The organism is Marinomonas vaga (genome assembly GCF_055388305.1).
Genome location: NZ_AP043903.1, coordinates 2,861,016 through 2,886,057, shown reverse-complemented (window position 1 = coordinate 2,886,057; position 25,042 = coordinate 2,861,016). Strand labels below are relative to the sequence as shown.

The 25,042-nt window shown below is 45.4% G+C and carries 20 protein-coding genes; 13 read left to right on the top strand and 7 right to left on the bottom strand.

Annotated features, from left to right (window positions below; all coding sequences use genetic code 11):
• Window positions 1–167: 167 nt before the first annotated feature.
• Genes ACZ5DR_RS13540 through ACZ5DR_RS13530 form a run of 3 tightly spaced genes read left to right on the top strand, consistent with a single transcriptional unit; the run spans window position 168 to window position 3,669 of the window.
• A complete protein-coding gene (locus ACZ5DR_RS13540; protein ID WP_464543924.1) occupies window positions 168–1,334 on the top strand; it encodes an ABC transporter substrate-binding protein in 1,167 nt (388 codons plus the stop codon).
• A 50-nt stretch (window positions 1,335–1,384) separates the two neighbouring features.
• Window positions 1,385–3,034, top strand: coding sequence for an ABC transporter permease (locus tag ACZ5DR_RS13535; RefSeq protein ID WP_377367073.1), 1,650 nt, complete (start codon window positions 1,385–1,387; stop codon window positions 3,032–3,034).
• Entirely contained in the window at window positions 3,028–3,669 is a 642-nt protein-coding gene (locus ACZ5DR_RS13530; protein ID WP_377367071.1) for an ATP-binding cassette domain-containing protein, read from the top strand. The genes ACZ5DR_RS13535 and ACZ5DR_RS13530 overlap by 7 nt, the downstream gene beginning before the upstream one ends.
• Here ACZ5DR_RS13530 and ACZ5DR_RS13525 read toward each other — a convergent pair.
• Window positions 3,642–4,073 carry a YajG family lipoprotein gene (locus tag ACZ5DR_RS13525; protein ID WP_377367069.1) on the bottom strand — a complete coding sequence of 144 codons (432 nt, stop codon included), beginning with the start codon at window positions 4,071–4,073 and terminating at the stop codon, window positions 3,642–3,644. The two genes, ACZ5DR_RS13530 and ACZ5DR_RS13525, sit on opposite strands and share 28 nt — an antisense overlap.
• A gap of 226 nt (window positions 4,074–4,299) precedes the next feature.
• Here ACZ5DR_RS13525 and ACZ5DR_RS13520 point away from each other — a divergent pair, with 226 nt between their 5' ends.
• Entirely contained in the window at window positions 4,300–5,034 is a 735-nt protein-coding gene (locus ACZ5DR_RS13520; RefSeq protein WP_377367067.1) for a dienelactone hydrolase family protein, read from the top strand.
• 342 nt (window positions 5,035–5,376) lie between these two features.
• Window positions 5,377–5,760, top strand: coding sequence for an entry exclusion lipoprotein TrbK (gene trbK / locus ACZ5DR_RS13515; protein ID WP_377367065.1), 384 nt, complete (start codon window positions 5,377–5,379; stop codon window positions 5,758–5,760).
• A gap of 99 nt (window positions 5,761–5,859) precedes the next feature.
• On the opposite strand, the gene ACZ5DR_RS13510 is transcribed toward trbK, so the two are convergent.
• The gene (locus tag ACZ5DR_RS13510) at window positions 5,860–6,723 is read right to left on the bottom strand and encodes an isocitrate lyase/PEP mutase family protein (protein ID WP_377367063.1); all 864 of its coding nucleotides are present in this window, start codon (window positions 6,721–6,723) and stop codon (window positions 5,860–5,862) included.
• Between the two features lie 326 nt (window positions 6,724–7,049).
• On the opposite strand from ACZ5DR_RS13510, the gene ACZ5DR_RS13505 reads away from it, so the two are divergent.
• Window positions 7,050–7,298 carry a hypothetical protein gene (locus tag ACZ5DR_RS13505; protein ID WP_377367061.1) on the top strand — a complete coding sequence of 83 codons (249 nt, stop codon included), beginning with the start codon at window positions 7,050–7,052 and terminating at the stop codon, window positions 7,296–7,298.
• A 59-nt stretch (window positions 7,299–7,357) separates the two neighbouring features.
• Here the strand turns inward: ACZ5DR_RS13505 and ACZ5DR_RS13500 are convergent, their stop codons facing one another.
• Complete coding sequence (locus ACZ5DR_RS13500) at window positions 7,358–7,651, bottom strand: STAS domain-containing protein (protein ID WP_377367059.1); 294 nt, start codon at window positions 7,649–7,651, stop codon at window positions 7,358–7,360.
• Between the two features lie 386 nt (window positions 7,652–8,037).
• On the opposite strand from ACZ5DR_RS13500, the gene ACZ5DR_RS13495 reads away from it, so the two are divergent.
• From ACZ5DR_RS13495 to ACZ5DR_RS13470, 6 genes are all read left to right on the top strand, one after another.
• On the top strand, window positions 8,038–9,852 hold the full coding sequence (locus tag ACZ5DR_RS13495) for a CHASE domain-containing protein (RefSeq protein WP_377367057.1): 1,815 nt from the start codon (window positions 8,038–8,040) through the stop codon (window positions 9,850–9,852).
• A 26-nt stretch (window positions 9,853–9,878) separates the two neighbouring features.
• Window positions 9,879–11,579 carry a two-component system response regulator gene (locus tag ACZ5DR_RS13490; RefSeq protein ID WP_377367055.1) on the top strand — a complete coding sequence of 567 codons (1,701 nt, stop codon included), beginning with the start codon at window positions 9,879–9,881 and terminating at the stop codon, window positions 11,577–11,579.
• Between the two features lie 125 nt (window positions 11,580–11,704).
• Window positions 11,705–12,040, top strand: coding sequence for a hypothetical protein (locus tag ACZ5DR_RS13485; protein WP_377367053.1), 336 nt, complete (start codon window positions 11,705–11,707; stop codon window positions 12,038–12,040).
• Window positions 12,041–12,296: 256 nt separating this feature from the next.
• Window positions 12,297–13,355: a tRNA dihydrouridine(20/20a) synthase DusA gene (gene dusA / locus ACZ5DR_RS13480; protein ID WP_377367051.1), complete on the top strand. Its 1,059-nt coding sequence runs from the start codon at window positions 12,297–12,299 to the stop codon at window positions 13,353–13,355.
• A complete protein-coding gene (tal, locus tag ACZ5DR_RS13475) occupies window positions 13,345–14,295 on the top strand; it encodes a transaldolase (protein ID WP_377367049.1) in 951 nt (316 codons plus the stop codon). Before dusA ends, tal begins: the two co-directional genes overlap by 11 nt.
• Window positions 14,296–14,497: 202 nt before the next feature.
• On the top strand, window positions 14,498–15,598 hold the full coding sequence (locus ACZ5DR_RS13470) for a PQQ-dependent sugar dehydrogenase (RefSeq protein WP_377367047.1): 1,101 nt from the start codon (window positions 14,498–14,500) through the stop codon (window positions 15,596–15,598).
• A gap of 42 nt (window positions 15,599–15,640) precedes the next feature.
• On the opposite strand, the gene ACZ5DR_RS13465 is transcribed toward ACZ5DR_RS13470, so the two are convergent.
• The 4 genes from ACZ5DR_RS13465 to hrpA are packed head-to-tail and all read right to left on the bottom strand — an operon-like array spanning window position 15,641 to window position 23,809.
• On the bottom strand, window positions 15,641–17,965 hold the full coding sequence (locus tag ACZ5DR_RS13465) for a putative bifunctional diguanylate cyclase/phosphodiesterase (protein ID WP_377367046.1): 2,325 nt from the start codon (window positions 17,963–17,965) through the stop codon (window positions 15,641–15,643).
• On the bottom strand, window positions 17,952–18,998 hold the full coding sequence (locus ACZ5DR_RS13460) for an ABC transporter substrate-binding protein (RefSeq protein ID WP_377367043.1): 1,047 nt from the start codon (window positions 18,996–18,998) through the stop codon (window positions 17,952–17,954). Before ACZ5DR_RS13460 ends, ACZ5DR_RS13465 begins: the two co-directional genes overlap by 14 nt.
• Before the next feature lie 43 nt (window positions 18,999–19,041).
• The gene (locus tag ACZ5DR_RS13455) at window positions 19,042–19,890 is read right to left on the bottom strand and encodes an MlaA family lipoprotein (RefSeq protein WP_377367041.1); all 849 of its coding nucleotides are present in this window, start codon (window positions 19,888–19,890) and stop codon (window positions 19,042–19,044) included.
• Between the two features lie 10 nt (window positions 19,891–19,900).
• Window positions 19,901–23,809 carry an ATP-dependent RNA helicase HrpA gene (gene hrpA / locus ACZ5DR_RS13450; protein ID WP_377367040.1) on the bottom strand — a complete coding sequence of 1,303 codons (3,909 nt, stop codon included), beginning with the start codon at window positions 23,807–23,809 and terminating at the stop codon, window positions 19,901–19,903.
• A gap of 245 nt (window positions 23,810–24,054) precedes the next feature.
• On the opposite strand from hrpA, the gene cysK reads away from it, so the two are divergent.
• On the top strand, window positions 24,055–25,020 hold the full coding sequence (gene cysK, locus ACZ5DR_RS13445) for a cysteine synthase A (protein WP_377367038.1): 966 nt from the start codon (window positions 24,055–24,057) through the stop codon (window positions 25,018–25,020).
• Window positions 25,021–25,042 lie beyond the last annotated feature (22 nt).

Sequence of the window (25,042 nt, the reverse complement as noted above, 5' to 3'; positions counted from 1 at the left end):
ACGAAGTAATTATTGGAACGACATGGTACGCTAAAAGCGCTTTCGAATAAAAAATAAATCCTTGTAAGAAAAAGAATTTCTGCCCGTCTAACCCTGAGACGTCGACCATAGGAGCTAGGATGAAAACCTTTAATACCCTCAACTCAATCTGCCTAATAACACTAGGTATGAGTCTCCCCTTATACACCCAAGCCGCTAACCAAGACTGGACTGACACGGTCAATGCAGCCAATGGCCAAACCGTTTACTGGAATGCATGGGGGGGAGCAGACAATATTAATGGCTATATTCAGTGGGTCGCGGATCAAGTAGAAGCTAAATACAATATTGACCTTGAGCACGTAAAATTAACCGACACAGCCGATGCCGTTAACCGCGTTCTAGCGGAGAAAACCGCCGGTAAATCCTCTGATGGTTCCATTGACCTCATCTGGATTAACGGTGAGAACTTCCGTGCCATGAAAGACAACGGCCTTCTTTACGGCCCGTTCGCAAACGACTTACCTAATTACAAAGCCTATGTGAACCCTGAAGCGCGACAAAGCTTGACCCAAGATTTCGGTACTGCGGTGGATGGCATGGAATCTCCTTGGGGCATGGCCCAAGTGATCTTTATGTATGACACGGCGCAACTTAGTCAACCCCCTAAATCCATGGGGCAGCTACTGGCCTACGCTAAGGCACACCCCGGTCGCATCAGTTACCCTGAACCTCCTCAGTTCCTAGGTTCCACCTTTTTAAAACAAGCGCTTCACGAGCTAACACCCCACAAAGCTGCTTTGTTACAGCCAGTGAATACCATTGATTTCGATAAGGTCACACAACCCTTGTGGGACTACTTAGATCAATTACATGACGTCGCATGGCGCAGTGGTGAAGTATTCCCTTCCTCAGCAGAGGAAATGATGCGCTTGCTTGATGACGGGGAAATTGACGTGGCGTTGAGCTTTGATGTCTCTGCCGCTACGGTGCAGATTGATCAAGGTAATTTGCCAGAGACTGTGCGCTCCTATGTATTCACCCATGGCACCATCGGCAACACTCACTTTGTTGCCATTCCTTACAACTCAGGCGCCACGGAAGGAGCTCAGGTAGTGGCTAACTTCCTACTGTCCCCTGAAGCGCAAGCCTATAAACAAAATCCCACCGTTTGGGGGGACTTGAGTGTGTTGGACTACAACAAACTAAGTAATGATCAGCAACAATTGTTTGACCAGTTACCAAGCGGTATTGCGACACTCTCAATCGAAGAACTCGGTACCACCTTACCAGAGCCTCACAGCTCTTGGATGGAAGCCTTAGAGAAAGAATGGCGTAGCCGCTACGCTAACTAATGGCGCGTCTTCCTTCTATTGTAAAAAGGTTATCTTGGATCTTACTGGGAGTGCTCTGCACTCCCATATTGGTCGGTGTCACAGGTGTCTTGTTGCCCAGCTTTGGCGTAGAACCTGCTTTTGGACGCTATGCACTTAACCTCTCCCACTGGCATGCATTAGGGCTAGAACCAGAGTTTTGGTCTGGGTTATGGCTCAGCATTAGCTCAGGATTCTTGGCGACCCTATTGGCCTATTGGTTCGCCTCCAGCCTGCTGGTGTCCTGCTATCACAGGCCATGGTTTCAACGTCTACAGTCGTTTATTACGCCGATCTTATCCATCCCCCATGCTGCCATGACCATTGGGCTGTTGTTCCTTCTTGCCCCCTCAGGCTGGTTAGCACGTTGGTTCAGCCCATGGTTGACAGGATGGGACCGACCACCAAATTTACTGACCACCCAAGACCCTTTTGGCATTTCTCTGATCCTCGCGCTCGTCATCAAAGAAATGCCTTATCTATTATTTGCTCTATTAGCGGCGGTCACACAATTGCAACCTAATCAGCACATTGATACCGCTCGTTTACTGGGGTACCAACGTACCACTGCTTGGCATTTTATTGTCTTACCACGGCTCTATCCCTTAATTCGCTTACCGATTTTTATTGTGCTGGCATTCAATTTAACCGTGGTGGATGTGGCTATGATTATTGGCCCCAATACCCCTTCAACCTTGGCTGTGACGCTACTACGCTGGTTTAATGACCCTTCTCTAGCAATGGGAGGTATCGCCAGTGCTGCAGCCATTGTTTTAGCTCTGGCAGTCGTGATCACTATGCTGGTTTGGCATGGCTTAGCAAAATCAATGATTGCCCTGCGCCATCGTCAATCTCTAGTGGGCAAACGCCGCAGCGAGACACAGTTGATCACTCATGTGGGTACGGCAGGAGCCTATATTACCCTCGCCCTTTCCCTGCTCACTCTGTTGATACTGCCCCTCTGGGCCTTTACGCGTCGCTGGCGCTTTCCTGATAGCTTGCCCAACACTTGGACCAGTGACAATGTCACCAGAGCCAGCCGTTCATTGATTGAACTCGGTGGGCAATCTTTGTCCTTAGCGCTCGTCTCAACCACACTGGCCCTTGCCATCACTCTGGTATTTTTAGAGCGATCTCACGCTAAAAAGGCCTTTGGGCACCTGGTCGACAAACTCATGTATGTGCCGATAATTTTGCCGCAAATCACGCTTCTATTTGGGGTACAAGTAGGTTTATTGTGGCTAAACCTCCATGGCACTTGGTGGAGCGTGGTAGCGCTTCATACTTTGTATGTAGCGCCCTATGTGTACTTAACTTTAAAAGGCCCTTATCTGGCTTATGATCAACGCTACGTTGAACAAGCCAATCGCTTACGTCAAACACCTTTGCGTAATTATGTGGACATCAAGTTAGCCATGTTAAAAGCCCCTCTGTGGGCCACTTTTGCCATCGGTTTTTCGGTCAGTATCGCCCAGTACTTACCCACATTGATGGCAGGAGAAGGCCGTATTACCACCCTTACCACGGAAGCCGTGTCTCGCGCTGCCAGTGGCGATCGCAAGCTGGTGAGCGTGTTAGCCTTAGTACAATCCCTATTACCGTTAATGGTCTTTTTAATGGCCATGGTGATCCCAAAATACTGGACACCTGTACGACTCTCTTTAAGGAAACGCTTGTGTTAACTCTGTCGAATGTGTCTCTGACATTGAATAACGAATATCTGATTAAAGACTTTAGTGCCGAAATCAGTGCAGGAAAGGTATTAGCCGTAATGGGGCCAAGTGGCGTGGGTAAATCCAGCCTATTAGCCTATGTGTCTGGCACCCTAGCACCCGAAATACAGGGCAGCGGATCAGTCACACTGGACCACACTGAACTCACACAAGTCGCCACTGAACAGCGACGACTTGGACTTTTACAACAAGCCCCCCTGCTGTTCCCTCACCTTAGTGTGATGGAAAATGTTTTGTTCGCCATACCGAGAGAAGTCAGTAAATCTTTACGACGGGAACAAGCCAAGGCGGCGTTAGCAAGCGTAGGGTTAGAGCAGCATGAAAATAAACTTCCGGAGCAACTCTCAGGAGGGCAACAAGCGCGCTTGGCATTAATCAGAACCTTGAGCGCCAAGCCACAGGCTTTGTTGTTAGATGAGCCCTTTAGCAAATTGGACAAGGCTCTGCGACAAGACATGCGTGAGTTGGTTATGAAGGCCGTCTGCACACACCAGATCCCAGCGATTCTTGTGACCCATGACGAGGATGATGCCCGCGCCATGGCCTTTCAAACCTGCTATTTGTCTGGTGCATCCAACACATAAATAGCCGTACCGCTCAGGTCGGCAGAATGAATGGTGAAGCTAGTACCAAGGCCGCTGGAAAAGCCCCTTGAGCCTCCAGAGATCCCTGTTGAAACCCCAGTGCTAACACCCCCGGTCCCATTCGCACCTTTGATAATGACGCCATTTGCACCCAGTTTTGCCGCCTCTTCTACTAACTCTTCTGTGGCAGCATCCACGCGACCCTGTTGTGAAAAGCCACGACTACTGGAAGCGGTGACCGTTGCGATCACTTCATAATCACGCTTAGGCGCTTCGGAATACACAGTGACCTCAGTGGGATCAACCGCAGGACGCTCAGTCCCAGTCACCACATGTGAGCTGGAAGCACAGGCAGACAATATAAAAGCCGCACCGATACCACTTAAAATTTTTAGCTTATTCATATAGTTACCTCCGATTAGCTTGTCATTAGTTATAGTTGAATTGAATTTTAACAACAACGCTAGCCCCTGATAGTTCACATATTTCCCTATTCTTAACACGCTTAGGCCACCTCAACCCTGTTGATTTAACGACAAGTGTTTTCTCTTTAACGTATATACCGGATAATCATTCACCTAATAGAAACACTATAAAAAATCGCCTAATTAAGCCTACTCAAGGAGTCTTATGATCATCCAACAAAACGTTGTCGAGCTGACCACCCCAACTGGCCCTATGCGCTGCCAAGTCTATCGACCTCAGGCAGACGGCGAGTTCCCTTGCGTAATCTTCTATTCAGAGATATTTCAGATCACAGCACCGATTGAGCGCACAGCAAAAATCTTGGCTGGTCATGGGTTTGTGACCGTGGTGCCAGAAGTTTTCCATGAATTGAACCCTATCGGTACCGTATTAGCCTACGATGACGCAGGCAAAGACAAAGGCAACGAAGACAAATTCACCAAGCCCCTAGAACACCATGACAGTGATACAGTTGCCATGATTGAGTTCTTTGAACAACAGAGCTACTGCTCTGGCACATTTGGCGCTATGGGAGTATGCATTGGCGGCCACTTGGCCTATCGCGCAGCGTTGAACCCACGAATTTTGTCTTCCTTCTGCCTATACGCAACAGACATTCACTCCAATACCTTACCTTGCGATGAAGGCAACGACTCCTTTAGCCGAACTCAAGATATTCAAGGTGAGATCACTATGATTTGGGGCAAACAAGACCCCCACGTCCCTACAGAGGGTCGCCAAAAGATCTATCAAAAACTGATCGATACGGAGCGAAACTTCACATGGCATGAATTTAACGCCCAACATGCTTTTATGCGTGATGAAGGAGACCGATTTGATCCCGAACTGGTTTTAGAATGTTATAAAATGGCCGTCGATCAATTTAGACGCACCCTATAAACTGCAAAGCTACTATTTAAAAAAGCCCTGTTAAACAGGGCTTTTTTAGTTATAAAACCAGACTCTAAGCCTTGCTAAGCCTACATCTTTACATTTCCAATTACTCTACTGACAATTCTGGATGAATTTCTGAAAAAAAAATGTTTACAGAAAACTGAATTGATCATTTTAACTCGAACCTTAACAATTACTCCCAAGCTTAAGGACACAGCAAAAGCCCATAAACTTAAATTAAATCTAAATTGGAAACGGGTTATTTAAGTTAATAAAATGCGCTGATTTATTAATGGATTAATTTTAAGTACTAAAAATTCACTTATGACAATTTAAAAGGGAAGCGACATGAACACTATCAAACCAAAATACCTTGTAGGCTTAATGATGGTTGCCGCATTTACGACTGCATGTAGTGAAAAGATGCCTCAAGTAAATGATCAAAACTGTACGCAAACTTCAATTAATCAAATTGAAGATAGTGAAACCCGTGACAAGTTTTCTGATGAGTGTTTTGACTACCGCATGGAGCAAGGCAAGGAAAAAGCCTCTAACCTAATGGAACAAGGCGCGGATAAAGCAGAGGAAATGTACGACGACGGTGTTGACGCAGCAGAAGACATGTACGACTCCGCAGCAGACACAGCAGAAGACATGTATGACGATACTGCTGACGCCATGGAAGACGGCGCAGATGCAGCAGAAGACGAAATGGATTCAGCAACAAACTAAGCGCTGCTCTTTTCTACAGTTCCCCGCTTGTAGAAACAAATAAGCCGGCAATCAATGCCGGCTTATTTATGTTTAATTTTTAAATCTGTATTTAATAGATTATTCTTTCACTTCCATAAAGCGACGCGCCCATTCACGACTTTCATCAAGGGTTGAATAACGCTCAGACAACTCAGACGCATTTAGTTTACCTTCCGCAATATTACGTTGCTCACGTAAACAATCATATGTGGCTTTAATCGCAGCAAAATAAGCCGCATGACCATTTACAACAATACGAACACCATTTTTGGCTAAGCGCTCTTTATCTGCTAATTCTGGATTACCGTATGCCACTAACATAAGAGGCACCGTGACATGCTTAGAAATGGCTTCTAAATGATCGAAGTCTTTCACGCCCACCATACAGATACCATCTGCACCTGCCGCTTGGTAAGCCAAAGCACGCTCAATCGTCTGTTCCGTAGTCAACTGCCCTGCGTTAGTACGTGCGATGATTGCCATGGTCGGATCTATACGAGCCTCTAAAGCTGCTTCGATTTTGCCAACAGCCTCGTCTAGAGGAATCAAGTCGGTCGACTTGTGTCCAAACTTAGCGGGCAACAAGGTATCCTCGATGGTTAACGCTGCCACACCAGCACGTTCTAACTCAGTAATGGTGCGCATCACATTCAAGGCGTTGCCGTAACCATGGTCAGCATCCGCAATAATAGGCAGACGCGCCACACGACCAATACGAGTGGCCTGCTCTACAAATTCACTCAGGGTGATTAACGCAAAATCTGGCGCCGCCAAGACCTGCAAAGAAGCCACTGAGCCACCCAGAATCCCCACTTCAAACCCTAGGTCCTCTGCGATACGAGCTGACATCGGATCAAATGTCGATGCGGTGTAATAACACTGATCACTGTCTAACAGTGCGCGAAAGTCCTTACGAAGGTCATGTTGGGAAGGGGTAGCCATTCCAATACTCCTGACGAAAATCTAAGCATCTGCATTGAATTAACAGATGAAAAGCAAAGTTTATGAATGACGTTATTTTATCTAACTTAACCACGAAGCGTCACCTAAATGCCGTGAACCAAAGCTCCAAAAGCCCTTTTTCGCCGCTTATGTTGAAAATTAACCACATCAATAGTGGTTATCCATTTGGTCAGGATTTTCTAAATGCTTCCATTCTGTCAATAACTTGTATAGGGTAACAACCCCGTTGCCAAACGTGACGTGTGACAAAGCTTATAAGAGGCTTTTCTCTTATATTCCAATTATCACAGCTTGAGGAGTTCATCATGAGAAAGACAGAAACACTACTCGGAAAGTATTGCGATCCGGTCACCCATGCTGAGTTTCTGGTGGTTGAAGTAACTAAAACAACATCAGAACAAGAAGGAGCGTCCGGCCAACGCCGTTTTACTACTCGCTCATCCTACCAAACATTCGACGGTCAGCCCCTGCAATTAGTCAGCGGTCTGAATAAAGATAAGTTCATGATGCACACAAATAACCGTGTATTAGAACGCATTCGCTCTAAGCACTAGTAAGATCGTTTTATAAAGGCCATCAATCAGGGCATTACTGCCCTGATTGATCTTGGTTTCTATCTATTGGGTGCTGCTTCAATATAATGTTGATACATATTTGCTGAGCGGAAAATATCTTCACAATAAGAAGACGGCTCTCGCACCACAATCTTTCCTTTTCCTAGCGCGTCCATTCGTTTGTGCAAATAAGCGATCATCCCTAATGCAGCTGAATCCAGGTAACTAACACGATTACACACCAATTCGACCTTCCCTGAGTCGGCTATGACTTGCGCACACTGCTCTTCGAACCAAGTGTACGAGTCAAAGGTGAACTTTTCTGGTAACGGAATCATCACCGAATTGATCATCTCACAGACTCCACATCATTGGGGCACTAGGCCCACCACTAATGACACACAAATGAACGTTCAAAAAACGAACAACTACCATTTTTAACATTTCGCAACATTTAGCAAGAGGCTTTACCTTTAAAAAGCTCATTGTTTATGGCTTTTCACACCATCTATCAACTGGAATCAAGTCGGCAGCATAAAAGTATATATTACTGTATTACGACTCATTTTTAACATTGGATTACATCCCGTTACATTCAGATGCTAAAGCCATTCATTTCGGCGCCGACAATCCAATCTGCTAAAGACATTTTTTATCGCGTTATGTCTATCGGAAATCTTGAGTAATACCTGAGGGAACTCTATATTTTATTGATATTAAGAGAATAATTGGGATTCTTATGAATGCTTTTGATCAAGATGTAGATAAAGAACTCAGCTCCCCTAAAGGGTTACATTGGTATCACTGGGTAGTCATTTTTTTATCATTGATGCTAACGTTTGGTGCTTATTACATCTCTGAAAAGCAAGTCCAGCTCAAGATGGAAAGTCAGTTTGAATTCCAATCACAGCAAATAATAGAGCTAGTGAAAGAGCGCATGGTGCGTTACGAAGAAGCTTTACGAGCTGGCACCGCTGCATTAAAAATGCTGCCCACCTCTGCGACGAGAGACGACTGGAGAAAGTTTGAACAGAACCTTGAAATTGATGAGCGTTTTCCAGGCATCAACGGTATTGGTGTCATTCACTATGTTCCACCCGACAAACTTTCTACCTATCTTGCATGGCAAAGAGAAACCATGCCGGAATATCGGACCCACCCAGAACATAGTGTTAATGAATATTGGCCGATTACTTACATTGAACCTCAAGATACCAACTTAAAAGCAGTTGGGTTAGATATGGCCCATGAGAACAACCGATATACTGCAGCGAAAAAGGCAAGAGATACGGGAGAAGCCAGTATCACCGCCCCCATCACATTAGTTCAAGATGATCAAAGAACGCCTGGCTTTCTATTTTATGTGCCATGGTACGACACAAGGCGCTACCCTGAATATGGTTCGGATGATAATGATTTCATGGGGCTTGTGTACGCCCCCTTCATTATGAATAAGTTAATGGATGGTACATTGGAAAATGCGAATCGTCTCATTAACTTCAGCATTCATGATAAGGAAACATTGCTTTATACAGAGCTAAATTCTAACTCTAATGACTTAGATGCCGACCCACTATTTACCCGCACTGAAACCCTTGAACTTTATGGTCGACCATGGCGTTTTAACCTGCAGACCACAACAGTATTCCGTGAACAACAAAGTCATACCCAACCTTATACAATTCTTGTTGGGGGATTGATTATTGATTCATTGTTATTGGCAATCTTCCTTATTTTGGCTCGCTCAAATCGCAATGCAGTGGCATATGCTAATCGCGTGACTGACAGGCTTAAGCAACGTAACGACGAGCTGGAGTTTATGAGTGATTCGCTAAAAGAGAAAAATCAGAACTTAGAAGAAGCTAACGCAGAGCTGGATCAGTTTGCCTTTGTAGCATCCCATGATTTGAAAGCGCCTTTGAGAGGCATCCAACAACTTGCCACCTGGGTAGAAGAAGACAGTGGCGAACTCCTACCTGAAGATACAAAGGGTCATCTTACATTGATGAAGAGTCGAATAGCGCGTTTAGAGCGCTTATTGGATGATTTATTAGCCTACTCTAGAGTTGGTAGAAAAGATGGAGAGCAAGAGATAATTAAGCCTAAGGATTTAACACTCGATGTTTTCAATCTGCTAAATCATGAAGGCAAATTCGAGCTGTCTGGGGACATGGATAATAGAGAGATTAAAATTTTCTCTACACCGTTCGAGCTGGTGATGCGTAATTTAATTAGCAACTCAATGAAACATCACGACAAAGAAACAGGACATATTAAGGTATCCATATCCGTTGACTCAAACTGGGCCTCAGTTGAAGTATCCGATGATGGCCCTGGTATCCCAGAAGAGCATCAAGAGAAAGTGTTTGAGCTTTTCCATACATTGAAGCCACGGGATAAAGTTGAAGGGAGTGGATTAGGACTTTCTCTAATTAAGAAAGTACTAGAAAGGTTTGGGTGTGATTACAAAATGCAGAAGAATGATAAGGGTGGCCTTAGCTTCTTCTTTACTTGGCCTGTCGAGTTAGTGAAGATGGACGATGTAGACAAGTAGAAATGCCTTTGTAGCTTTGGAGAAGCATGGATATTCTTATTATTGATGATGATGCTGTCGATCGGATGTCAGCCATTAGAACATTAAAAAATGCGGGGCTGAATACTGGAGAGATAGATCAGGCGGACACTGGGACAGAAGGCATTCAGAAAGCACTGTCTAAGCATTATGACGCCATTCTACTGGATTATCAGATTCCCCCATCCAACGGGATTGAAGTATTAAGAGAAATCCGAGGCAGTCTCGGCAACTCCACAGCCATTATTATGTTAAGTCATAGTAATGATGAGGCTTTGGCACTTTCATGTATTGAAGCGGGTGCACAAGACTTCATCATGAAAAGCGAAGTGTCAGTTACTCGCCTGAAACGATCAATATTGATTGCGTCTGAACGTAATACCCTCGAAAAACAGGTGGAAAAAAGCAACAACCAATTACGAGAACTCGCTGAACGCGACACACTGACAGGTCTACGAAATAGGCATGTATTCGACACCACCTTGAGCAGTGAACTTGAAAGAGCAAAGCGTAATAACAGCCAGCTCGCTTTGCTGTTCTTAGATGTCGACAATTTTAAACGTATTAACGATGTTCTGGGCCATCAAGCGGGTGATGAGTTTCTGAAAGATGTTGCTAAACGTTTAGAAGGCATCATTCGCAGTAGTGATACCTTATGCCGATTAGGCGGTGATGAATTTGCCATTTTAGTAAGTGACCTGGAGCAATTAGAAAAAATACGAGCATTGTCCGATAGAATAATTGACGCGATGAAGCCTCCTATCACCCTAGTGGGACGATCTCTTTCAATAACGGTCAGTGTAGGGATTGCTTCCTACCCCCATTGTGCCGATACTGCAGTGGAACTAATGAAGTGTGCCGATGTTGCTATGTACCGCTCAAAAGAGCTAGGCAAAAATCAGGTGCAATATTACTCCCACGATTTTCACTCCAAAATGCAAAAACGCATTGAGCTTGAGAATGAACTCAAGTTGGCAATTGACCAAGACGAATTTAAGTTATTTTATCAACCTCAAGTTGATGCCAAGACTGAAAGTTTAGTAGGAGTGGAAGCTCTTATTCGCTGGGAGCATAAGCAGCGTGGATTGCTTCTTCCTGATGATTTTATTCCCCTCGCGGAAGAGTCCCATTTAATTGTAGACATTGGTCGCTGGGTCATTAATAAAGCCTGTGAGCAATTCAGCTACTGGAGCAAATTACCGCAAGCAGAAAATGTGACTTTCACCATCGCAGTGAACCTTTCTGCGAAACAGCTCAAAGATAATGGCTTGGCGAAGTATCTCGCTGACTGTATGGCAGCCTATGGACTGGCAGGAAAGTATATTGAATTGGAGCTTACCGAAAGCAGCCTAGAAGATAGCTTTGAAGCCATTGAAATGCTCCATGAATTATCTAAAACTGGGGTCAGACTCGCACTAGATGATTTTGGGATGGGTTATTCTTCCTTATCTCAACTTAAAAAATTCCCATTTGAAATCTTAAAGATCGATAAGTACTTTGTTCAAGACCCTGGAGAAATAGACTCTGGTTTACTGGCTGCTATTTGTGCCTTTGCCCACTCCCTTGGTTATGAAACCGTTGCAGAAGGAATAGAAACTCAAGAACAGAAAGAAGCATGCAAGGCCCTAAACGTTGATCGCTTACAAGGCTTCCTGTTCGCAAAGCCCATGCCAGCTGAAGAACTGAAAAACAACTGGCTAACCCATTAATCACCACTCGCAAAATGCGCAGTGAACATTTATGCGCACTGCATACCGTCAGTATTTCTGCCCTAACACTTTTTGTAAATTTATTGAAAACTTAAATACCTTTACAAAGTTTACGGTCCTCCCCAATGACTAATAGCGACTCGAAGCGAGCAACGTCTATTAGGGATATCAACGCAAAGTTCTCTACTGAGAACATTGATGGATCAGCAGAACGAGACCAACATCTGGTGTCGTGTGGCGTTTCAGACAACCACAATGAACTTGAATACATCTACGACACCTACCTTAAGCCTAGGATTGCCCTAGGGCTCTTTACTCATCAAGAAGCGTTAGACGCCCTTAGTAAGGGTTGTTTTGATCTTTCGGAATTTAGGGAGCGCAGGGCTTTCTATGAGTTTATTGAGTGTGAGCTTAATACCGGTATTTTCGATACGCCCCTTGTTACTGACTCAAGCAAGTGATGGTGTAATTGATAGAAATACAGTACGCATATTCATTGCGTACTGCGTTATAACAATGCCATTCCCCCCCCTGTAATTTTATGACATTTTTAGCATAGATATATCACAATCCTGTAATTTTATGACATAATCAGATCAGAAATTTAGCAATAGGTTGTGTATCATATGGCGGTATTAGAAGTGCCGATTCTAAAAGATAAAACTTAGCACGGCGGCACCAAAGACCCACTTAAACGACCATTTTTTGATCATATAAATGCAAAAAGAAAACACAGAGAAACCAGGCTCAAAGCCTTTAACATCAAGGGATTCCGTAGATAGACGCTTTAGCGTAGCGCCCATGATGGATTGGACCACTTCGGATTACCGCGTTTTTGCACGCTGTATCACGCAAGACACGCTGCTTTACACCGAGATGGTTACAACAGGTGCCCTATTACAGGGAAATGATCCTGAACGATTTTTACGTTATGCAGAGTGTGAGCACCCTATTGCTCTGCAATTAGGTGGCGCGGATGCTAAGGCCTTAGCTCAATGTGCTAAGTTGGCTGAGCAATACGGTTACGATGAAGTGAATTTGAACGCTGGCTGCCCTAGTGACCGAGTTCAAAACAGTCTGATTGGTGCCATTCTGATGGCTCATCCAGATAAAGTGGTGGCGGCCATGAAGGCCATGCAAGACGCCACGTCATTGCCCGTAACCATCAAACACCGCATTGGTTTAGACGACCAGCAAGAATACGGTGTCGTTAGAGATTTTGTCGGCTTGGTGGCCGATGCCGGTGTCGAGACCTTTATCGTACATGCTCGCAACGCCATCCTTGAGGGCTTAAGCCCTAAAGAAAACAGAGAGATTCCACCTCTAAAGTATGACTATGTGTACCAATTGAAGAAAGATTTCCCAGACCTTGAAATCATTATCAACGGTGGCATTAAAACGATAGAGGAAACAGAAAATCATTTGCGTCATGTTGATGGCGTAATGATGGGTCGAGAAGCGTACAACAACCCATGGGTCATGAATGATGTGGATCAGCGGATTTTTGGCCGCTCCCCATCGAACCTTGATCGTTTTGATGCCCTGCAAAAGTTTCTGCCTTATGTGGAGAAGCAATTAGCACAAGGCGAACGATTGATGCATATGACCCGTCATATACTTGGTATTTTTCAGGGAATGCCAGGGGGAAAACAATTTAGACGCTACCTTTCAGAAAATGGTCATCGAACAGACGCTAAAATTGATGTGTTAATCGAAGCCATCGAATTGGTAAAACAACAGCTAGATAAAGCAAAGGACAGAACCAATGAGCAATAAGTTATCTCAATTAAAAGAGTTCACTACGATTGTTGCCGACACGGGTGATATCACAGCAATCAAAGAATACCGTCCAGAAGACGCGACCACTAACCCTTCTTTGATGCTAAAAGCTGCTCAAATTCCTGAATACGCACCTTTCATCGATCAAGCCATTGCTTGGGCGAAAGAGCAAAGCGACGATAAAGCACAGCAAATCATCGACGCTGGCGACAAGCTAGCCGTCATCGTAGGCACTGAAATTCTTAAATACGTACCAGGTCGTATCTCTACTGAAGTAGATGCTCGCTTGTCTTACGATAAAGAGGCAACGGTTGAAAAAGCACGTCGCCTTATCAAACTATACGAAGACGCAGGCATTTCTAAAGATCGCGTATTGATCAAAGCCGCTTCTACTTGGGAAGGCATTAAGGCAGCAGAAGAGCTAGAAAAAGAAGGCATCAACTGTAACCTGACCTTGTTGTTCTCTTTTGCTCAAGCGCAAGCTTGTGCTGAAGCGGGTGTTTACCTGATCTCTCCATTCGTGGGTCGTATTCTTGACTGGTACAAGAAATCTACTGGCGAAGACTACACTGCCGAAACAGACCCAGGCGTTGTGTCTGTCACGGAAATCTACGACTACTACAAACAGCACGGTTACAACACTGTTGTTATGGGTGCGAGCTTCCGTAACATTGGTGAAATCGAACAACTTGCAGGTTGCGACCGCCTAACCATCAGCCCAGCCCTACTTGAAGAGCTGAAAAAAGACGAAGGCAAGCTTGAGCGCAAACTGGTGCCAACGACAGAAGTCACTCCAGCAGGTGATCCGATCACTGAACAAGCGTTCCGTTGGGCTCTTAACGAAGATGCAATGGCTACAGAGAAGCTAGCGGAAGGTATCCGTAACTTCGCAGTGGATCAACGCAAACTAGAAGCAATGCTTGAAGCAAAACTTTAAACACCTGCTCTGTCATTCAAAAACGCGGCCCTGTTGCCGCGTTTTTTTATGCGTATAAATGTGTGAATTCGCATCTTATCTGATGCTTTTATCACCAGTTGGCAAGATTTTGGCAATCATTATGGAACGACTGTTGCTGCCCGATTGTTTGCACGAATGTCACTTATACTAAAAGCTCATCCATAACGTAGGTAATTTTTTCATGCTTCAACCACTTCAACGCTTCAGCGCATTTGTCTTAATGGCATTTTGTGCGATGAGTTATGCAAAGGAAGCAGACACTACATTTCAAGTGGAAGAAATCACAACCTTTAGCGGCATCCCTTGGGGTATGACCCAACTGGATGCAGACAACTTACTCGTCACCATTAAGAGCGGTGAGCTTTATCGGGTGAACATTACGTCTGGTGAACGCTCCTTAATCAACGGCTTACCTGATATTGCAGTATTTGGCCAAGGGGGACTATTGGACGTGTCCTTGTCCCCTGATTATGCTGAGACTGGCTGGGTCTACTTTACTTACTCTCACCCGACAAAAGAAGGTGCCACTACCGCCCTAGCAAGAGCGAAGATGAGTGAGAACACTTTAACCGATTGGCAAGATCTACTGATTTCAGACGCCAGCTCTCACCGGGGACAACATTTTGGTAGCCGTATTGCCTTCGACAACGATGGCCATGTCTTTTTCTCCATTGGTGACCGCGGTGATCGAGCCAACGCGCAGGACTTAACCAACCATGCCGGTAAGATTCTACGCTTAGACTTAGATGGATCTGTCCCTGGAGATAACCCCTATGTACGCCGTGGTAATGTGCGACCTGAGATTTGGAGTTACGGCCACCGAAACCCTCAAGGTTTGTTCTTTGACTCAAGGACAAAACGCTTATGGTCTAATGAACACGGACCAAGAGGTGGCGATGAGATCAATTTGATTCGTGTGGGTGCCAATTATGGCTGGCCTATCTCGTCTTACGGCAAGGAATATTACGCACCGATCCAAGTGGGTGAAGAGGGCCCCATGGATGGCGTAGAAGAGCCGAAAAAAGTATTCATTCCTTCTATTGCGCCTAGCGCACTGCTCATTTACCAAGGGGAAATGTTTGACGATTGGAATGGTGATTTCTTATCTACTGCACTTGCTCTGCGCCATTTAAACAATGTGCGTTTAAAAAGTGGCCAAGTGTATGAAACACGCTTCTTAGAATACTTAAATGAGCGCATGCGAGATGTGATTCAAGCCCAAGACGGCGCATTAATCATCAGCACAGACTCCGGTAAATTACTGCGCGTCACACCTAAATAATTCTTTAAATTATGAAGGCCACAATCGCCCATCGAAATCAGACTAGCTTTCGATGGGCGCATACTCTTTGTGCCAGCGCTTCAGCTCGGACAAGGTCATTGGTTGAGCAATGGAATAGCCTTGGAAATAATCACACCCAGCTTTACGCAGTACTTCCAGTTTCTCATGATCTTCCACACCTTCTGCTGTTACCTTGATAGACTGAAGATGACACAGCTCTACCGTTGGCTCCAGCAACTGGAGGTAATCACTATTGGTCAGACGTTGAACCAATTCTTTATCAAATTTAACTTTGTCGACAGGGTAATCAATCATCTGTAACAGGGGCGTGTATCCAATGCCGAAATCATCAATGGATATACCAAAACCAGCGTCTCTTAACTCACCTAATACGGCTAAAACTTGCTGCACAGCAAAGTAGCCAAAGGTTTCCGTGATCTCAAGCTCCACCGCACTGTCATCAACACCGTATTCCTCTTTTAGGCTAATGAGGTTGCCTGCAAAGTCCGCCTGCCCTAGCTCTGCTGCTGAGATATTAATGGCAATCACGATATCATTGCCTAAGAAAGCCCTGAGTTTAGCAATATGCTCAAAGGCATTTCGGAATACCCAAGCGTCAATTTTAGAATAGGACCCTGTTTGCTCTGCAATTGGGACAAATTCATCTGGCATCACCTGCCCCAACTCTGGCGATAACCAACGTAATAAAACTTCCAACCCTTTTATTTTGCCCTGTTGATCCACAAAAGGCATAAACACCAAAGAGAATTCGGTATCGCAATCAACAAATTTCAACGCATCTTCGATACGCTTGCCGCGTCGAGCTTCCCTAGCAATAGAATGAGAATAGGTGGCATAACGGCTCTTACCAGAACGTTTCGCGTGATACATAGCCATGTCTGCATTCGCTATGAGCTCGCGCAAATCTTCCCCATCTCGTGGATAACTGGCAATCCCAACACTGGCTGATACAGGGGTTAGGTAACGGTCCGTCTTAAACCCACCTTCAAACAAGGCAACTAAGCTTTGTGCCAAATGATCTCGATCTTCTAAATTATCATGGGCCAGAACAATGGCGAACTCATCCCCAGCTAAGCGTGAGACCAATGAGCCTAAGTTGCGATATTTATCTTCTTGTAGCAGCTTTTGAAAGGCGTTTGCAGCATAGCGAAGCAAGTCATCTCCAGCCTCGTGGCCCAGCCGGTCATTCACAAACTTAAAATTATCTAGGTCAATATAGATCAAAGACACATGGGTATGCTGATTCCAAGCTCTTACCAAGGCACGTTTGGCAAATTCTTGGAATCGAGTTCGATTTGGTAACTTAGTCAAAGCATCGGTTACAGCTAAAGTACGGGACTCCCGCAAATTGGCATTAAGCTGCTCATATAAGTCATAAAACTTAACCCCCAGTCGACTGACTTCATCCTTGCCTATAGGGCGCTGGATATTGGTTTGCTTTTCAGAGGTCACCAGATCAAGCTGATCATCTAAGCTCTCGATTGGACGAATAATGAAGCGTTTTATCAAAAACAGTAATACGCCACCGATAGAAATCCCGAACCCCAAGGACACCGCCAACAACCAATCCACTAATAAGGATTCCGTGTGGGAGAGGTATGCCTCGGTTAAGCTGACATCCAAATACATATTTGGCATCAGCTCCACTGACCGCTGCAGAGCCCCCTCTGGAACTTGATAGCCTTCTGGACGGTTCACGATCTTAGGCTGAGTGCCATAGATCTCGGACAGCACTCGTAACTCCTGATCAAAGCCTTCAGTGTATGCAGTGACGACTATGGCGATACTTTCCCCTACCCCTGCTCGAAGCGGTTTGGCAAAGGTGCTGGAGTCTAATACTCGCCCATGGATGTACGCATGATTCCCATGTTTCAAAAACATAAGCTTGTTGGATACCATGTCGTTCTTTAAAAGTAGAGCTCGAGTGAAGTCCGTTAAATAATTGGGGGTGGTAGAAAAAGGATTATCACTACGTTCGTAGTGATAGATAGAATTGCCACGTTGATCAAATACCGTCACCATCAGGCGAAGGGACTGGTCACCCAGCACGTCGTCAATCAGACGATCTAAACGCTGGGTAACAATGTATTCTCGAATGTCTTTACCCGCATACCGAGTAAAATCGACTAAGGCCTCACCTTCTAATAGCAAAGAGGCGAGGTCTGAAGTGACTTCCGTATCCTGCTCAAACTGTGCTTGAGCATGCTGAAGCTTTAAATCCAGTTTATTTTGTTCAACTTCGGTTAACGTATAAGTTTGAACCTTGTATATCCCAATCGCAGCGGATACAACACCAACAATCAATATAGGTAAAACCAGAAGGACTAGTCGCTTAGTTAGAGTCATAGTATCGAATCAATGCGTCCTTTATGCGAATTCGTTTGAGCATGTCGTCTCCAGCGAGAGGCGCGAATAACTTTGCTTTTTCTAGCGTCTCATCTTGTAAGTATACATTACGATTACTTTGAAAATCCTCATTTTGTAGCGCCACTGCATCAATAAAGGGTGTCGCCACACCTAAAGCTTCAGTATTTAGAGCTGTTATGTCTTCGCGGGATAAGAAATCGATAAAATCCTGCGCTTCACTTTTTTTCCCGGAGGATGCAACAATAGCCAGACAATCCATCCAAACGATGGCACCTTCCTCAGGGATCACATAGGTCCAACTGTCTATTCCTTGTATTTCATTTAGGCCTTCATGATCGCCACTGTACATAGGTGCGGCCCACACTTCATCAGATTCTGGATTTTCCACTACATAGGAATAAATGTAGTCGTAGGTCACCACAAAGCTAGATTGCTGCTTCAATAACGTGAAGGCCTCTCGCAAGCTCGGTTCGTCACTGGCACTAATGGGGTACTCTAATGCCGCTAATGCAGAGGTAATCAATTCGTCCGCCTGGCCTAGCATGCTGATATGCCCCCTGAGATTGTTCTTAGGAAACATCAGGTCGCCCCAACTATTGATAGGACTGGAGAGCTTATCGGTACGGTAGCCAATACCATAGGTCCCCCATGCATAGGCTCGACCGTAGACACCACAGGACTCTTGCCAATATTGGGGCTTGTAGGATGGTTCTACTGGATAAATGTATCCCGCTTGTCCTAATACATTGATGCTGGTTTGATCAACGATCACTAAATCGAAATTGCTTTTTGACGAACTAGACAGCACAAGATTGCGCTGTGCTTCATCGTCATAGTAAGTTTGCTTGATAGGAATACCCGTCTCACGTTCCCATTGCTCAATCACCTGCTCATCTAGAAAGTCCTCCCAAATGAGCAGATTAAGCGGGCGCTTAGACGAAGTAGCATGAGCGTGACTCGCCTGTATAAAAAGGCATAACAACAGACTCATACAAGAAATTGCTTTAGGCATGAAATACCCTCTTAGGTGCGCAACATCTTTTTACGGCTGTTGCTTAATACGTTTCCCCCCAAGAGCCTTCGCTGTCCCATGAATCATCATCTCCCCAAGAGTCTTCTTCCCCCCAGCTAGAATCCGATCCCCACGAATCATCAGTATTGTCGTCCCATGAACCCTGTTCCGAAGCACCTTGCATCGGATCCAAGTTACCTTGGTTCCCCAACTCTCGACCACGGTTATCTTTTACAGCACCTTCACGGCTCTGAATATATACATCTCGTAAAAAAGAGTAACGATCTCCAAATATCATACGCTCAGCGGACAGATATTTAGCTCGAAGTTGAACAATATTGACGCCCCTAGCAATCCATTCCTCATCGTTGGATAAGTCGTACATATCCAAGCCATCGTATAGAGAATAGTCCACTACCATACCACTAGCATCACGCACAGTAGATGAGCCAAAAAATGGAAGAACTAAATAAGGCCCAGAATCCACTCCCCAGTAACCCAGGGTTTGACCAAAATCCTCTTCGTAGCGCTTCAAGCCTAATTCAGAGGCCACATCAAAAATTCCAAACCAACCAGCGGTTGTATTAATAACAAATCGCCAGAAGGAAGAAGCTGTTTCATCGACTTTACCCTGAAGCAAGTTATTCGCCATGTTCGGGATTTCCCCGAGATTAGAAAAGAAGTTGCTAACCCCTTTTTGAACTGGGGTGGGCGTCACCGCTTGATAACCTTCCGCAGCAGGTTTTAGGGCGTAGCGATCTAGGGTGTCATTAAATTCAAACACCGCGCGATTGAAACCTTCCCAAGGGTCTTCAGGAGTCTCTGCCACCACAAATGCGGATGCAAATAGGACCACAAGACCGACGAGATATTGTTTTATTACTGAACTCATCGTACGCGCCTCATACTAACTTTTTAACGTCTTGCCACTGTTTCGACAATCGTTTTTCAGAAATAGGCTCCAAGGTGCCCACGGTTTGAGCAAATAAAGAAATACGATACTCCTCAAGCAACCAGCGGTATTTGGTCAAATTGGGATCGTATATGCCTTTTTCATCGTGGGCCTTTTTTTGGCGTGTGTATTGTTCCCATAACACTTCCAACTGTCCTACTAATACGCCTTCTTTGTTCAAATGGTTCTGAAAACGTTCTAATCTCACCTCAACTCCTTTGAAGTATCGCGGCAATTGCCCTAGCCAAAACAGCGGTGTCGCACCTACAAAACCTGGGTAAACGAGATTTTCAAGCTGCTGCTTGATGTCGCCGTAGACTTTCGTCCAAGGCAACGGGATAGCCCCCTTCATTCGCTTAGCCACCTTCTGATAAGCACTCAACACACTGTGAAGTTGCAACGCCATATCATTACCCATTGAGACGAGCTGACCACGGTTTTGCTGCAAACAGGCATCAAACGCCTGTTTTGTCCGTGGCAGCGGCTTCTCATCCAAAAACACTTTTTCGACCACCGCATCAAGTAAATCGTTCAACAAGACTTCCTTTTTACCAATGGGGGCAAACAACAACATCGACTCCCTAAGTTTAGGAAGATTTTTCTCCAGATAGCGCATATCTTTTTGTAACGATAATTTAAGTAGCGCAATAACACCTTTTCGGTGGGCATCTAGAGCCGTATTCGGATCATCAAACATTTTTAGAGAAACAGTGTCATTCTCTGCTACCAATGCTGGGAATGCTGTCACCTGAATGCCTGCCTGCTTAATCTCTTGGCGCTCTGGCACATCCGTATCAGGCCAAGCGGTCAGGGCCGTTTGTTCGTGTTTTTGAGTACCGAACTTAGCAAAGCTTTGCTCAACCATTTTCGCAAAACGGCTCTGTAACTCTGACAAGTCTTTACCTGATCCCAATATCTTGCCACGTTCGTCCACCACATCAATGTTCAGGGTTAAATGCCCTTCAAGCTTCTCTGCAGACCACTCTGTTAGCGGAATATCAATTAAAGTCTCCCGCTTAATCTGCAAAGACAATTGTTCTAGCAGATCACCCTTATCCTTAGAAAGATTTGGGTAAATGCGATCCACAAATTGTGGAATCGGTACAAAACGACGGCGTAATGCCTTGGGCAATGCTCGAATAAGTGATTCACACCGCTCTTTCACATACCCCGGCACAGCCCAACCTAACTCGTCTAAGCTGAGCTGACGCAACAAGCCGACAGGAACCTTAAGCGTTGCACCGTCTTTGCTTTGCCCTGGTGCGAACTCATAATCAATCGGTAGTGCCACCCCATTTAATGAGTAGTTATCAGGAAAAGCATACTCATCAACGTTTACATCTTGATTAATTAAATCATCCCGAGTCATTTTCAGCAGATCAGGATTCTTTTTGGCAAAGAATTCTAAGGATTTCTGATTACGCACATCCTCTGGTAACCGCTGGTGGTAGAACTGGTAAACGGCCTCATCGTCCACCAAAATGTCTCGAGTACGAAGTTTAGCTTCTTGGGTTTCAACGGTCTTTATCAGCTCTTGATTGTCACGGTAAAACGCCACCTTTGACCGCAAGCCCCCTTCCACCAAACCTTGGCGAATGAAGACCTCGCGCGCGTCCTCAGGATGCACATGACCATAATCTACACGGCGTTTGGCCACCAAGATCAATCCATACAGTGACACCTGCTCATAAGCGACTACGCGCCCCTGATTACGCTCAAAATGGGGATCGAAATACTGACGTTTAACAAAAGGGGCAGCGTAATCTTCTACCCACTGAGGATCAATCTTAGCCACAATACGAGCGTAAAGCTTGCTGGTTTCGACTAATTCCGCTGCCATGACCCATTGAGGAGGCTTTTTAAACAACATGGAACCAGGGAAAATAGCCAACTTGCGGGAACGGCATCCTAGCATTTCTTTTGACTCATCCATCTTATTCGCCACTTGAGTAAACAAGCCTGCTAGTAACGCACGGTGTATGGAATCATATTGGCGCTCCTCATGGTTCACCTCTTTAAAACCGAGTTGCTTACACGCAATTAAAATTTGACGGTGTATATCACGCCACTCACGCATGCGCATAAAGTTTAAAAATTGCTTGCGGCAGTACTGACGCAATTGATTTTGAGACAGCTCTTGTCGCTGACCTTCGTAGCGCTCCCACAAATTCAAAAGCACCATGAAATCGGACTGCTCATCCTTATCCACCGCGTGGCATTGATCCGATTGAGTCTTTTTATCTTGAGGGCGCTCCCTTGGATCTTGTACCGACAAAGCACTGACAATGATGGCCACGTCTTTTAAAACATGATAATCGTTCGCGGCAATCAACATGCGCCCAAGCTTAGGATCAATAGGCAGTTTGGCCAACTGTCGACCAATCTGAGTCAGCCTATCTTTCTTAATGGCTCCCAGCTCGTTTAGGGCACGATAACCATCGTTGATCATGCGCTGCTCAGGCATTTCCACAAAGGGGAATTTTTCTACAGCGCCCAGACGCAAATTCGCCATTTGCAAGATTACCGAGGCCAAATTGGTACGAAAAATCTCAGGATCGGTAAACTCAGGACGACGGCTGAAATCGTCTTCATCATAGAGACGAACACAGATACCATCTGCCACACGGCCACATCGCCCTGCCCTTTGATTGGCACTGGCTTGGCTGATTTTTTCAATAGGAAGCTGCTGGACTTTTGAGCGTACACTGTAGCGACTAATACGCGCCAAGCCAGGATCAATCACATAACGAATACCCGGTACGGTCAGAGACGTCTCCGCTACGTTAGTGGACAGAACAATACGTCGTCCCCCATGGGATTTGAAAATACGCTGTTGCTCGCTACTGCTAAGGCGGGCATAAAGGGGCAGAACTTCCACATTACGTAATTGCTCTCGGCGAAGTAACTCTGCAGTTTCACGAATTTCACGCTCACCGGGCAAAAACACCAAAATATCACCAGCGCCCCGGTAGCCAGATTGTTTCTCTTCAGCAATGAGCATAGTCACTGCATCCAAGATCCCTTGCTCCATGGATTGATCTTCGTCCAGCTCATCCACATCCGCTTTGCTTAACAGGGGCTGATAGCGCACTTCTACCGGATAAGTTCGACCAGAGACTTCAATGATTGGTGCATTATTGAAGTGGCGAGAGAAACGTTCCACATCAATGGTGGCGGAAGTAACGATTACTTTTAAATCAGGGCGGCTAGACAATACCCGCTTCAAATAACCAAGTAAGAAATCGATGTTAAGACTGCGCTCGTGGGCCTCATCAATGATGATGGTGTCGTACTTTTGCAGGTATTTATCCTGTTGAATTTCCGCTAGAAGAATACCGTCTGTCATCAGTTTAATCAGCGTTTCTTCTTGGCTTTCATCGGTAAAACGAACCTGAAAGCCCACCGCTTCACCCAACTTAACCTTGAGCTCTTCACTAATACGATCAGCGACACTGCGTGCTGCAATGCGTCGAGGTTGAGTATGACCTATCTGACCCGCAATTCCTCGTCCAGCTTGTAGACACATTTTGGGTAATTGGGTGGTTTTACCCGAGCCAGTTTCACCAGCTATGATCACCACTTGGTTATCACGAATGGCCTCGATGATTTCTTCACTGCGGTTAGACACAGGCAAAGCTTCGTCATAGGTAATCTCAGGAACACGGGCCAATCTGGCCTCATAGAGCGCCTTGGAACGCTCAATTTGATCCGCCAATTCAGCCTCAAGCCTATCGGTAGGCTGGGACTGTTTACGTCGATTTTCAATCGTTTCTAGCTTTCGGGTGATTGCGTGACGATCGCGGGTCATGAGCGTAGGTTGATCGGTGTTGAGCAATGGATTGTCCTGATGTTTTGCCATGATTTATTCTTCGTCTTAATCAAGTAGAGCACCTGATTAAGCCTTATCTAACTAACTAATTTATTTAATTATTCTACCATCAAAATGGAGACATCCGTGAGTGTGTATAGGATTATCCCAATTCCTATCGATTCATCTAACCTTATAGTTTGAAATTCTTACCCCTTGCCCTTACATCGGTTTATAGTGGTTTGAAAATCCCTAATCTAGGGCAACCGTTCATACATAAACAGGAAGGATGTGTAATGTCTGAGAAAGTATACAACGACAACTCATTGACCATCGGTAACACACCGTTGGTTCGCCTAAACAGAATTGGTAATGGCAACATCTGGGCAAAAGTAGAAGCACGCAACCCTGCTTTCTCAGTTAAATGTCGTATCGGTGCCAACATGGTTTGGGATGCGGAAAAACGTGGCGTCCTCAGCGAAGGCAAATCCATAGTCGAGCCTTCTAGCGGTAATACAGGGATTGCCCTATGTTTTGTGGCGGCAGCCCGTGGCTACCCAATCACAATCACCATGCCTTCAAGTATGAGTCTTGAGCGTCGCCAAGTCATGAAAGCGCTTGGGGCAAACATTGTTTTGACTGAGCCTGCAAAAGGAATGAAAGGCGCCATCGAGAAAGCCAAAGAAATTGCCGAAGATCCAAACTTTGTCTTGCTGCAACAGTTTGAAAACCCAGCTAACCCAGAAATTCATGAGCAAACCACTGGCCCAGAAATCTGGAAAGACACGGACGGCGAAATTGATGCATTCGTTGCTGGGGTGGGCACAGGTGGCACCATCACAGGTGTTAGCCGTTACATTAAAAACACCCAAGGCAAAGCCATTACCAGCGTAGCCGTGGAGCCAACCGCTTCCCCTGTGATCACACAAACTATTAATGGCGAAACACCGACACCAGCGCCTCATAAAATTCAGGGTATTGGTGCTGGCTTTGTGCCTGGCAACCTGGATTTATCAGTGGTTGACCGAGTGGAACAAGTTAGCAACGAAGATGCCATTGCCATGGCAAAACGCCTAATGCGTGAAGAAGGTATTCTTTGTGGTATCTCATGTGGTGCCGCTGTGGTTGCCGCAGAGCGCTTAAGCCAAGAAGCAGATTTTGCTGACAAAAAGATTGTGGTCGTGCTACCTGATTCTGGGGAGCGTTACCTGTCTACCGCCCTATTCGAAGGGGAATTCAGTGACAACGAGCTGGTTCAGTAATTAACACTCTACACTCTGCTCA